The sequence below is a fragment of the Lacrimispora sp. 38-1 genome, assembly GCF_049890855.1.
In the GTDB taxonomy this organism is placed as follows: Bacteria; Bacillota; Clostridia; order Lachnospirales; family Lachnospiraceae; genus Lacrimispora.
The window spans coordinates 61,898-73,495 of sequence record NZ_JBANEW010000083.1 but is presented as its reverse complement, the minus strand read 5'-3'; the positions used below and the strand labels follow the sequence as shown (position 1 = coordinate 73,495).

Below are 11,598 nucleotides of genomic sequence, written 5' to 3'. Positions count from 1 at the left end.
TTCCTTATTTGCGGCATTAAGTGAAAAAATAATCTGTTTTTGAAATTTGGCGGACCAGATGGAGAAATGGGCGCTTCCATGCGTTATCTTTCCCAGCGCTATGCTATGCCATATAAGGAAGGAAAGGCGGTATTAACTGACATTGGAACGGAAGAACTGGCCCATCTTGAAATCGTGGCAACCATTGTTCATCAGCTAACCAGAAACTTAACTCCGGAGCAGGTTGTAGAATCAGGGTTTGGTCCTTATTACATTGACCATACCACAGGTATCTGGCCTCAGGCAGCGGGCGGAGTTCCTTTTAATGCATGTGAATTCCAGTCCAAAGGTGACCCAATCACCGACCTTGTAGAGGATATGGCAGCAGAACAAAAAGCCAGGAGTACTTACGACAACATTTTGCGTGTCATCACGGACCCTGATGTCTGTGATCCCATCCGGTTCTTACGGATGCGTGAAATAGTTCATTTCCAGAGATTCGGTGAAGCTCTTAGAATCACCCAGGATAATCTGGACAGCAAAAACTTTTATGCATTTAATCCCAGCTTTGATGTCAAAACAAAATGTTAACAGGGGTAAATTTTACACAGACATAATAAAAAAGGCGTTGATTCACTTCTCGTGGATCAGCGCTTTTTTAGATAACAAATTAATGTGCACAAAAGGATTATTGCTATTTTTTAATAGCTTCCTTATTTAGAAAAAACAGGGCTATGTGTCAGTCATAGCTGATTGAAAATTCCGGGAAGATCTATGCCGTGGACGCTGATTTACAGGGATAAAGAGAAGAAAGATGAAACTGTCTGATGCCGGCCGGCACTGACAAGCCATAAGGAAAGGAGGAGGTATGGATTAAAAAAGAACTCCATGAGGCTAGAGTATCATAGAGTTCAATTCTGTATATTTACTTGTTTTTATTGAAATTACATGAAGCTATTTTTCGAGAAGTTTTGAAAGTTTTTGATCAATGCTTGCTAAAATTTTTATTTTTTGAATTTCACTAATTTCACAAGCGGAATAGATATTTAAATCAAGGTCTTGTTCGCAATCTGTACCATATGTGCCATATTGTTTGCATACGTCGTAATTAATACATTTAGTATCTGACATCTTAGGTTTCTCCTTTTATTTGTACTCGGTTCTGATAGGAACCTATCCATAGATTATAAAATAAATGGAAAATTTTTACAAGAAGATGAAGAAATTATGATGGACTGCATGGAAACTCAAAAGGCAGTATGATGCCATTTTTCTGGTTAAGAGAGAATTTGGAAACTATCTGAATCGGCAAAATGATGATCCGAAACCAAAGAAACAGGGGAAAGGTACAACCTTGTTATAAAAGGTTATAAAGAATCCAAGGATTACGAATATGGTGCTCAACAGTATTACCTCATGGAGGTGAAGGCATAAACCAATCCGCTCTGGTGGAATATTTAAAAGATTTCAAAAGAATAAATGCTTCCCTTAAAAAGGGAAGCCGACAGAGTGATAGAACCTGCCGGCTAAAAAATGAAGATAAAAACGTCTCTTCGAAATTAATATATCACTCATTCCTGAAATGAAGCTTAAATTTATAGATAATAGTGTAAAAAAAATAGGAGTAGCCGGTAAGATCGGGGAAATCCTACCGGCTGAAGTATGAAAAAAAGTATTTATATAAAAGGTTGTTTGCCTCTTTACAAGTATTAATATACCCGGAAAATGTGACGGGAGTTTGATGGATCTGTGAAGAGATTGTGAAAGGAGAGCACTATACAGACTTTTACTCTGGGAGTGGGGATATTTTCTTTCAATGGAGACTTAACTTAATCTTTAGTGGTCATTAAATGGTTAGAAAGAAAATCCTGTCCTACGCTATAAGAGGATTGTACTTCGTTTAGCATATTTTCATAAAAGGATTTTGCAGAAGCTTGGCGTTGAGTAGCAATTTCTTTACCACGCTTTGTATAAAAGCGGGAGTACAAATGTTCCAATTTATATTTATATTCTTGAAAGAATGATGGATTTTTATCAGAAGATCCATCAGATACCTGTCCATTTGGTTGCAAAGAATAGAGGGGTTCGGATACCTGCCCTTTATAAAAAATTGTGCGAGCAATCCCTATTGTACCCGTGACGTCAATTTTATCAGAATCAAAGAGTATCTTTGCCTCAATACTTTGAGGTGGCGTATCAGTACGGAAGCGATGTGTTTTTATACATGAGCTTACTTTTTTTGCGTATTCAATTTCCATACCATTAGATATAAGAAAATCATAGGCCTTTTTTGAACCGACTATAGCATGACATAATTTGGGATTTTCGAATTGCTCCTTTCTGCCAATATCGTGAAGTAGACAAGCGCAAATGAGTACATCGTAATTTACATTATCTTCATGACTGGCAATGTCCAATGCAACATATAAAACCCTGTAAATATGATCTTTATCGTGTGCGCTGTCTTTCATACATAAAAGCATATAATCCTCAAGTAATTTGTACTTTTGTAAATCCACTAGTAATACCCCCTATAGTTTAATGATATTTGTGTTAATTCGCATAGTACCATATTGTGCAATGGAATTCAATAAGCATAAAGAGGTCTGGTAGTTTTTTGTTGTTAGAAAGCGGTATGTTCATCGAAAAGTCTCTTTCCAGGATCGAGACGGTGAATGATCTTGATGTTGTAAATTTTTTTCCCTTTGGCCTGTCTGTTTTTATATCATACACCCCAAAAAGTGATTTGACAGGTTGCATTACGATTACAAAAACTGCATCTCGAATACAAAGGTGGCATTTGGGTTACAAAAACTGCGTCTCGCTCTACAATTAAGTAGCTGTTAAGCCATTAAGCTGTTGAGCTAACAATTTATAAAATGTGTCGCATATACTTGACATTAAGTAATCTGTGTAGTAATATTTGTATGCGGAGGTGATTGCAGTGGGTCGAAATATACCAATAAAAGTTGCCCGTGCCCAGCTGGATCTGACACAAAAACAACTTGCTGAAAAAGTGGGCATATCACGGCAGACCATGAATGCTATTGAGCAGGGTGAATACAATCCGACGATAAAATTATGCCGGGCAATTTGCAGAGTATTAGGAAAAAGTCTTGATGATTTGTTCTGGGAGGAAGAAAGCAATGATTAGAAAAAAGAATAATCTGGATGAGATGCAGGAGCAAAAGTTACTAAAGATAGAACACTATGGATTCTGGTTTGTTTATTGGGGGCTGTTAGCTGCGATTCTGCTGCAGGTTACCCTGGCTGCAGATGTAAAAAATTTATTCCATAATATTGCTGGTGAATGGCTGGTATTTATGTTTGTTTCCATATACATGTTAATTGCCTGTCTGATCAATGGCATATGGGACAGGAAACTGAAACCAAATTTAAAAACAAATATTATTCTCAGTCTTTTATCAGGCACATTGTGCGGTGTTATTTTTTTCGTATCATCTTATTATAAATATGGTAAATTAGCGGGTGCAGCTGCTACAGGAATATTTATATTCGTTCAAATTTTTGTATTATCCATTGCTGCATTGACGTTTTGCGTATTCATTTATAAAAAGAGAGTGCGAAAACTTGAAACAGAGGGTGAAGCTGCTGCGGATGATAATGAAGATAGATAAATTATGAATAATCAGTTGTAACGAGAGGACGTTGGCTCGCTTTTTGTGAATCAGCGTCCTGTTAATTATTCAGGGTAGTTGAGACTCCTCTTTTTACTGCAAATAAATAAAATCATACATTATTCTTCATGATAAAATAATCTCTTAATATTTTTGCATATTCTAAGCGTTCTTCTGGTTTTGTGTTTTCCCTGTCTGTTTTATATAAGTTGTCATTTTTATATCTTGGAAATATATGAAGATGATAATGCCATACATCTTGATTTCCACAAGGTTCATTGTGTTGTCTGGAAGATACTCCATCACATTTGTAAGTCTCTTTTAAAGCCAGAGCAATTTCTCTTTCTAAATCATGAATTCGGTGTGAAATTTCTGACGGTAAATCATATAAATTCTCGATATGTTTATTAGGTATAATAATGACATGGCCTTTATTATTTTTCCACCAACAAGAGGATATAAATGCAGTAACATAGCTGTCTTTAAATATTATATCGTCCTGTTTGGTATTTAAATGTTCATTTTCTACGCCTTCTGCAATTAAACAAAAAGGGCAGACATACCCTGTGGGTGCATGATTGTACATATTGTTCCTCCAATATAATCTACAAGCTTATATGAGTGATTTTTAATGTAAGTATACAAAACTCAAGCAAAGATTTCAAATATTTCTAAATAAAAAAACTTTATTTTACTTTTGGTAAATATGGTATAAAATAGAGGTGGCAAGACAGATAAAGTCATATTATGGAAGATGACAGGGGAAAATGGAAAAGAATTGCTGAATCGGAGGCGGTTAACCCCGTCTCATATTTATTTTGTCCCCGTAACTGGAGGAAGCCGACAAGAGGGGGGATCTTGCCGGCTGTATGAAAAAAAGTTTTATTTAAAAGGTTATTGGCCTCTTTACATTAATTAATATACCGGAAAAGTGTGACGGGATTTTGATGGATCTGTGAAGAGTTTGTGAAAAGTAAATACAGGACTGGTGGGTAACAATATAGGAAAATAATAATACAAAGTAACGAGGTGGGTATGTATGAAAGTCGGAGAAGTATGTTTATTTACAAAAGATGTTATTCAATTATCTAATTTTTATAAGTCTTTATTTAATATCGATAACGGCAGTGATGATAACATACATCAATTTATTATATTAGAGGAAACAACATTAACTGTCTGCAATGATGGAACAGAGCGGAAAGAGAACTCACAAAATATTTGTATCGCTTTTACGGTAGAGGATATTGATTATCAGTATGAAAGATTGAAAGCGCTTGGTATTAAGATCCTGGAACCGCCAACTGTGAGACCGTGGGGAGCAACGAATATGAGTTTTTTAGATCCTGATAATAACTTAATAGTATTTAGATCGTTCCCTAAAGAATATAATCACGCTGCCCCATAAATGGGAGGAGCCGACAAGAGGGGGGTCTTGTCGGCTGTATGAAAAAAAGTTTTATTTAAAAGGTTATTGACCTCTTTACATTTAATAATATACCGGGAAAGTGTGACGGGATTTTGACGGATTTGTGAAGAGTCTGTGAAACAGGAAGAGAAAGGGGGCCTGGATAAATGAAAAGTTAAACTATCGGGTTTCATATTGATAAATATAGATTACTGAAGAAACGAGGATTAAACATGCGGGATTATTTTATTAAAACATTAAGAATTGGCTTCTCCAGCTGGAGTAACAACGATTTAAATCTGGCGTCCCAGCTATGGGGAGAAAATGAAGTTACCCGGTACATTTGTTCTACAGGTAAGTTTACACATGAAGATATTGTGAATCGCCTGAATACAGAAATTCATAATTATGAAGTGTATCATATACAATACTGGCCGATTTTTGAACTGTCAACAGGAGAACTCATTGGCTGCTGCGGTATCCGTCCTTATAAATCCGAAACTCATTCCTATGAACTGGGTTTTCATCTGCGGGAAAAATACTGGGGGCAGGGCTATGCCTCTGAGGCAGCAAAAGCGGCTATTGATTACAGCTTTCACATCTTAAAAGCGAAGAAGCTGTATGCAGGCCATCACCCACAGAACAGAGCATCAGAAAAGCTGCTGCTGAAATTAGGTTTTCAATCCATCGGCAGGGAATTTTATACACCCACGGGGCTGTATCACCCTTTGTATGAGCTGGTGAACCGTTAATATTACAGGAAACAAATCGCTCCACATGTACAAAATAATGGTACTTGTTTATGGTAACAAATCCCATGTTTTCAATACATAAACCGGTTCTTTTGTATCAAAAATCTTTCTTTTTCAACAAAAGTTTCCTTTATTCGATTGACGGAGCACCCTTATACTAGTAAAATAAAGACAAATATGAAAGAGGATGGGGCATTATTTATGGATAACAGAAATAGCATTTTGACAGATACACTTCCGGATCAGGCTATTTTCGCTCTGGATATTGGAACCAGAAGCATCATTGGCATGGTAGGAATGCCGGATGGGGACAGAATACATATCGTTGCCATAGAGAGAGCCGAGCACACAAAGCGGGCGATGATTGACGGACAGATCGAGGATATTGATCAGGTTGCAAAAATTGCCGGCCAGGTGAAAGAAAGACTGGAAAAAAAGCTGGGCTGCAAGCTGTTAAAGGTTTGTGTGGCAGCTGCGGGAAGAGCACTGAGAACGGAAAGTGTGACCTATGAGATGGAGCTTGCCAGAGCCCAGAAGATTGATGCAGAATCCGTCAGCAGACTGGAAGCAGGAGCCATAAGCGAAGCGGAAAAGCAGTTTATGAACCGGGAAGGCCGGGATAATGACAGGCAGTTTTATCTGGTTGGCTATACCGTAAGCAGATATTTCCTTGATAACTATATGATTTCCAATTTAATTGATCACCACGGGCGGGTTTTGAAGGCAGATATCATTGCTACATTTCTTCCCACGGAGGTTGTTGAAAGCCTTTATTCCGCTATGCATAAGATTGGTCTGGAGGTTGCAAGCCTCACCCTGGAGCCGATTGCAGCGATCAATGCGGCCATTCCCCAGAACATCCGTCTGTTAAACCTGGCTATGGTGGATATCGGTGCAGGTACCTCTGATATCGCTGTCTGCCGGGATGGAAGTGTAACCGGCTATACCATGGCCATACTTGCAGGAGATGAGATAACGGAAACCATTATGAAAGAATACTTGGTGGATTTTGCAACTGCGGAAAAAATCAAGTCCCAGATTGATGAAGAAGAGGAACTTACATTTACAGATATCCTTGGATTTGAACAGACGATCACCAGGGAAGCTGTTTTTGGCAGCATCAAAGAGGCGTCTTCCAGGCTTTGCCAGGAAATTTCTGATAAGATCCTGGAAGTTAACGGCGGTATGCCGTCGGCAGTTTTTCTGGCAGGAGGCGGCAGCAGGCTGTCAGGACTGAAAGAGGGAATTGTAGAACATTTGAAGATTGATCCCAAGCGTGTGGCCATAGCAGGCAATAATTTTAAGATTAACGCCTATTCCGATGAATATGATCTGGAGAATCCGGAATATGCAACGCCTCTTGGAATCGTCATCTCTGCCGGATTTAATATTGTCAATGACGGTTTTCGGGTTATTTTAAATGACCGCCCGGCGAAGCTTTTCCGCGGCGGTACCTTTACCGTTATGGATGTTTTAATGATGAACGGTTATAACTACCAGGATATGATCGGACGTTCCGGTCAGAATCTGGTTGTCAGCGTAAACGGAAAAAGAACTGTTTTTTACGGTGAGAAGGCGGAGCCGTCTGTTCTCACACTAAATGGAGAGGAAGCACAGCTTTCTGACCAGGTAAGTGCAGAGGACTGGATTGTATTTGTGCCTGCCAGCCACGGAAAAAGCGCATTTGCCATGCTTTCTGATATTGAAAAGCCAGGAGCCGGAAAGATGATTCTGGTAAACGGTACAGAGGCAAAAGAGGATCTTCCGCTGAAAACCGGTGACAGCATTGTAATAGAAGTACTCCAGGCTGAAGAAGTCCAGACAGAAGAAACTCCAAAAGAGGAAGATCTGTATGATGATGCAGAGGAAGCGCAGAGCTTTTTAAATGATATAGTTCCTGCACCTCAAAGCGTTCCCGGAATTTTAACGCCCCCGGTTCAGATGACTTCTACCGGCATAAAACTTGATAAGGAATCCCGTTTAAAACTGGACGGACATACGGATGCAGCAGCTTCTTCTGATGCAGCTTTTCATAAAAGCAATGGGAAAATCACGTTTTTCTTAAACGACAAACCCGTGACTTTTCCCATAAAGCCGGATCAGCGTCCATATTATCTGATGGACATGCTGGAATATTCCGGACTTGATTTTAAGAATCTTACCGGAAAGGTGATATTGGAGGTCAATGGAGAAAGCGGATACTTTCAGCAGGAATTAAAAAGCAGAGACCGCATCATGATTTATCAGGTAAATGAATAAAAGAGGTGTGTATGGGCGTGTTGAACGTAGTTAAAAGGGATGGAACAGTTACGGAATTTGAATTATTAAAGATTGAGGCAGCGGTTAAAAAAGCCTTTGAGGCAACAGGCAAGTATTATACAGACAGCATCGTGGAGCTTCTTGCTTTGCGGGTAGCTTCTGATTTTCAGAGTAAGGTTCAGACAGAGAGTATTCCTGTGGAAGACATTCAGGACAGTGTGGAAAAGGTTCTGGAAGAAACGGGATATACGGAAGTGGCAAAGGCTTATATTCTCTACCGGAAACAGAGGGAAAAGATCAGAAACTTAGGCAGTACCACACTGGACTACAAAGATGTGGTGGATCAGTATGTAAAAGTAGAGGACTGGCATGTAAAAGAAAATTCCACGGTCACCTATTCGGTAGGCGGTCTCATTCTGAATAATTCCGGGGCAGTTACCACAAATTACTGGCTTTCAGAAATCTATGACAGGGAGATAGCAGATGCTCATAATCATGGAGAGATACACATCCATGATCTTTCCATGCTTACAGGCTACAGCTGCGGATGGTCGTTAAAGCAGCTTCTTTTAGACGGTCTGGGCGGAATCAGCGGAAAAATTACTGCTTCACCGGCGAAACATCTGGCAACGCTGTGCAATCAGATGGTAAACTTTCTTGGTATCATGCAGAACGAATGGGCGGCATCCCAGTCATTTTCATCCTTTGACACTTATCTGGCACCGTTTGTTAAAGCAGATCAGCTGAACTATGATAAAGTGAAAAAATGTATGGAGGCCTTTGTATTTGGAGTGAATACGCCAAGCCGCTGGGGTACCCAGGCACCATTTTCCCATATCTCCCTTGACTTAACAGTGCCGGAGGATATGAAATCAAAAAAGGCTGTTGCAGGCGGAAAATATTTGGATTTCACCTATGGGGACTGTCAGGCAGAGATGGATATGGTAAACCGCGCATTTTTGGAGACAATGCTGGAAGGAGATGCCGGAGGAATGGGATTTCAGTACCCAATTCCGGTATTTGGGATTACAAAGGAGTTTGACTGGTCTGATTCAGAACGAAACCGTTTGTTATTTACACTGGCTTCCCACTATGGAACTCCCTATTTTTCCAACTATATAAATGGAAACCTTACTCCCGGAGACGTACGTGCTTTTACTCCGGAGAGCACTCCTGATTTAACAAAGCTGCGCAATAAGGCAGGCGGGTTTTTCGGATATGGGGAACATACAGGTTCCATAGGAGTCGTTACTCTTAATCTGCCGAGAATTGCATATTCAGCTTCTGATGAAGCCGATTTTTACCGCCGGCTGGACCGGGTGGCAGATCTTGCAGCCAGGTCTCTTGATATTAAGCGAAAGGTAATTACCAGCCTTTTGAAAAACGGCCTTTACCCCTATACGGCATGTTACCTCCAAAACTTCACCAATCATTTCTCATCCATCGGCATTGTTGGTATGAATGAGGCCGGAAAGAATGCAGACTGGCTGGGTGCAGGAATGGAATCAGAACAGACTCAGGCATTTGCAGTGAATGTGATGGAGTATTTAAAAGAGAAGCTGATTGGATATCAGGAACAGTATAAATGCCTGTTCAGCCTTGAGGCTACTCCCGCAGAATCGGCTGCATACCGCCTGGCATTGATTGACAGAGAGGAACTTTCCGGGATTCATTCTGCAAGTAAAAATTCAGATGTGCCCTATTATACCAACAGCACCAAACTGGCGGCAGACTGGGGAGGAAGCCTTTCTCAGGCACTGGCCATACAGAATCGGGTTCAGCCTCTGTATACGGCAGGAACGGTGTTCTCTGTTTACATGGAGAAGGAAGAAGAGGACTATCAGAATGTCAGGGATGCATTAAAGAGTATGACAGAACAGTATGAGATTCCTTATATCACATTTACACCTGTATACTCTGTCTGTCAGAACTGCGGTTATCTGCCGGGAAGTCAGGAGATCTGTCCTAAATGCGGTAAAAAGACGGATATTTACAGCCGGATTGCCGGATACTACCGCCCGGTCAGTGACTGGAATGAAGGAAAAGCCCAGGAGTTTAAGAACAGAAAAATGATGGCTTTGGAGTAAGAAATTTACCTTATTAACTCACATATGAAAGACAGGGGCATAAGATATACTACGAACTGATTAAGTTAGGAGTATATGAAAATGAGTTGTAATAATTGGAATAACGGCTGTAATTGCAGCTGCAATTGCCCGGGCGGATATAGCAACGCAGGTAATTACGATAATAAGTGCAGCGAGAAAAACAGTGATGTCAGTGATGCATCAACTGGAAACGGCAACATGAATATGAGCTATCGTAAGGGATATGCAGAAGGCTTTAAAGCTGGTTATGAAACCGGCTTCCGTGATGGATTCTGGACCGCAAGCGGCTGCGGAAGAACCTACGGCGGGAATGTAATGGGATCTTACGATTATGGCTGCGGATGCAAATAATTTCAGTCTGATAAAAGTTCTGGTTTTCATTTATTGAAGACCGGAACTTTTTCTTTTTCCTCAAATCCAGCATTTGGAAAATTATAACTAAATAAAAATGACGTACTTTGTCTAATATGTATATTGAAAAAATAATTGTACTATGTTAGCATAAATACAAGTCATTGAATTTGTATACAAACTTTAATATTTGAATACAAACTAATTTTCTAATGACGAAATAACTGACCAAAATAAAAGCAAAGGAGAATCAGAATCATGAATATGGATTACTTAACAAACCAGTTTTCTCTTGAAGGAAAAGTTGCACTTGTAACAGGCGCATCTTATGGTATTGGCTTTGCTATTGCAAAGTCTCTTGCAGCAGCTGGAGCTACCATTGTTTTTAATGATATTAAGCAGGAATTAGTAGACAAAGGAATCGCAGCTTATAAAGAAGAGGGCATTACTGCTCACGGATATGTTTGTGATGTAACAAGTGAAGAAGGCGTAAATGCCATGGTTGCCAAGATAGAAAAGGAAGTAGGCGTAATCGATATCCTGTTTAATAACGCAGGCATTATCAAACGTATTCCTATGTGTGATATGACAGCAGAACAGTTCAGACAGGTTATTGACGTAGACTTAAATGCTCCTTTTATCGTGGCAAAAGCAGTTATCCCGTCTATGATTAAGAAAGGACACGGAAAGATTATCAACATCTGTTCCATGATGTCTGAGCTTGGCCGTGAGACCGTATCTGCTTATGCAGCTGCAAAGGGCGGTTTAAAGATGCTGACAAAGAACATTGCTTCCGAGTACGGCGAATTCAACATTCAGTGCAACGGTATCGGACCTGGTTATATTGCCACACCACAGACTGCACCTCTGCGTGAGGTTCAGGCAGACGGTTCCAGACATCCGTTTGATCAGTTCATTATTGCCAAGACACCGGCAGGACGCTGGGGTGAAGCTGAGGATCTTGCAGGTCCCGCAGTCTTCCTCTCCTCTGATGCTTCCAACTTTGTAAATGGACATATTCTCTACGTTGACGGTGGTATTTTAGCTTACATCGGTAAACAGCCACAGTAATCAAATGCCCTGACAGGGAAGTCCCGGCTGGG

Annotated in this window: 12 protein-coding genes; 9 read left to right on the top strand and 3 right to left on the bottom strand. The window is 40.1% G+C overall.

The window, feature by feature from the left end; translation table 11 throughout:
- Positions 1-39: 39 nt before the first annotated feature.
- Complete coding sequence (locus V7D18_RS23420; RefSeq protein ID WP_426158011.1) at positions 40-570, top strand: manganese catalase family protein; 531 nt, start codon at positions 40-42, stop codon at positions 568-570.
- Between the two features lie 363 nt (positions 571-933).
- On the opposite strand, the gene V7D18_RS23415 is transcribed toward V7D18_RS23420, so the two are convergent.
- Positions 934-1,110, bottom strand: coding sequence for a hypothetical protein (locus tag V7D18_RS23415; RefSeq protein WP_426158010.1), 177 nt, complete (start codon positions 1,108-1,110; stop codon positions 934-936).
- 698 nt (positions 1,111-1,808) lie between these two features.
- The gene (locus V7D18_RS23410; RefSeq protein ID WP_426158008.1) at positions 1,809-2,498 is read right to left on the bottom strand and encodes an HD domain-containing protein; all 690 of its coding nucleotides are present in this window, start codon (positions 2,496-2,498) and stop codon (positions 1,809-1,811) included.
- A 425-nt stretch (positions 2,499-2,923) separates the two neighbouring features.
- Between V7D18_RS23410 and V7D18_RS23405 the strand changes: the two genes are divergently transcribed.
- Both V7D18_RS23405 and V7D18_RS23400 read left to right on the top strand, forming a co-directional pair.
- Positions 2,924-3,133, top strand: coding sequence for a helix-turn-helix transcriptional regulator (locus tag V7D18_RS23405; RefSeq protein ID WP_314459118.1), 210 nt, complete (start codon positions 2,924-2,926; stop codon positions 3,131-3,133).
- Positions 3,126-3,617: a DUF6773 family protein gene (locus tag V7D18_RS23400; protein WP_426158006.1), complete on the top strand. Its 492-nt coding sequence runs from the start codon at positions 3,126-3,128 to the stop codon at positions 3,615-3,617. The genes V7D18_RS23405 and V7D18_RS23400 overlap by 8 nt, the downstream gene beginning before the upstream one ends.
- 112 nt (positions 3,618-3,729) lie before the next feature.
- Here the strand turns inward: V7D18_RS23400 and V7D18_RS23395 are convergent, their stop codons facing one another.
- On the bottom strand, positions 3,730-4,203 hold the full coding sequence (locus V7D18_RS23395) for an HIT family protein (protein WP_426158004.1): 474 nt from the start codon (positions 4,201-4,203) through the stop codon (positions 3,730-3,732).
- A 453-nt stretch (positions 4,204-4,656) separates the two neighbouring features.
- Between V7D18_RS23395 and V7D18_RS23390 the strand changes: the two genes are divergently transcribed.
- The 6 genes from V7D18_RS23390 (at position 4,657) to V7D18_RS23365 (ending at position 11,566) form a co-directional block, all read left to right on the top strand.
- Positions 4,657-5,025 (top strand): VOC family protein, encoded by a 369-nt coding sequence (locus V7D18_RS23390; protein WP_426158002.1) that lies wholly within the window; start codon positions 4,657-4,659, stop codon positions 5,023-5,025.
- A 233-nt stretch (positions 5,026-5,258) separates the two neighbouring features.
- Positions 5,259-5,777 carry a GNAT family N-acetyltransferase gene (locus tag V7D18_RS23385; RefSeq protein WP_426158000.1) on the top strand — a complete coding sequence of 173 codons (519 nt, stop codon included), beginning with the start codon at positions 5,259-5,261 and terminating at the stop codon, positions 5,775-5,777.
- Positions 5,778-5,978: 201 nt separating this feature from the next.
- A complete protein-coding gene (locus tag V7D18_RS23380) occupies positions 5,979-8,036 on the top strand; it encodes a cell division protein FtsA (RefSeq protein WP_426157998.1) in 2,058 nt (685 codons plus the stop codon).
- 17 nt (positions 8,037-8,053) lie between these two features.
- Complete coding sequence (locus tag V7D18_RS23375; RefSeq protein ID WP_426158016.1) at positions 8,054-10,123, top strand: ribonucleoside triphosphate reductase; 2,070 nt, start codon at positions 8,054-8,056, stop codon at positions 10,121-10,123.
- Positions 10,124-10,204: 81 nt separating this feature from the next.
- Positions 10,205-10,495 (top strand): hypothetical protein, encoded by a 291-nt coding sequence (locus tag V7D18_RS23370; RefSeq protein ID WP_426157996.1) that lies wholly within the window; start codon positions 10,205-10,207, stop codon positions 10,493-10,495.
- Between the two features lie 264 nt (positions 10,496-10,759).
- Complete coding sequence (locus V7D18_RS23365) at positions 10,760-11,566, top strand: gluconate 5-dehydrogenase (protein WP_426158014.1); 807 nt, start codon at positions 10,760-10,762, stop codon at positions 11,564-11,566.
- Positions 11,567-11,598: the final 32 nt, after the last annotated feature.

Coding starts and splice junctions, on each gene's coding strand:
- V7D18_RS23395 (WP_426158004.1), bottom strand. CDS start 4,203: ATGTACAATCATGCACCCACAGGGTATGTCTGCCCTTTTTGTTTAATT.
- V7D18_RS23370 (WP_426157996.1), top strand. CDS start 10,205: ATGAGTTGTAATAATTGGAATAACGGCTGTAATTGCAGCTGCAATTGC.
- V7D18_RS23400 (WP_426158006.1), top strand. CDS start 3,126: ATGATTAGAAAAAAGAATAATCTGGATGAGATGCAGGAGCAAAAGTTA.
- V7D18_RS23415 (WP_426158010.1), bottom strand. CDS start 1,110: ATGTCAGATACTAAATGTATTAATTACGACGTATGCAAACAATATGGC.
- V7D18_RS23390 (WP_426158002.1), top strand. CDS start 4,657: ATGAAAGTCGGAGAAGTATGTTTATTTACAAAAGATGTTATTCAATTA.
- V7D18_RS23380 (WP_426157998.1), top strand. CDS start 5,979: ATGGATAACAGAAATAGCATTTTGACAGATACACTTCCGGATCAGGCT.
- V7D18_RS23385 (WP_426158000.1), top strand. CDS start 5,259: ATGCGGGATTATTTTATTAAAACATTAAGAATTGGCTTCTCCAGCTGG.
- V7D18_RS23365 (WP_426158014.1), top strand. CDS start 10,760: ATGGATTACTTAACAAACCAGTTTTCTCTTGAAGGAAAAGTTGCACTT.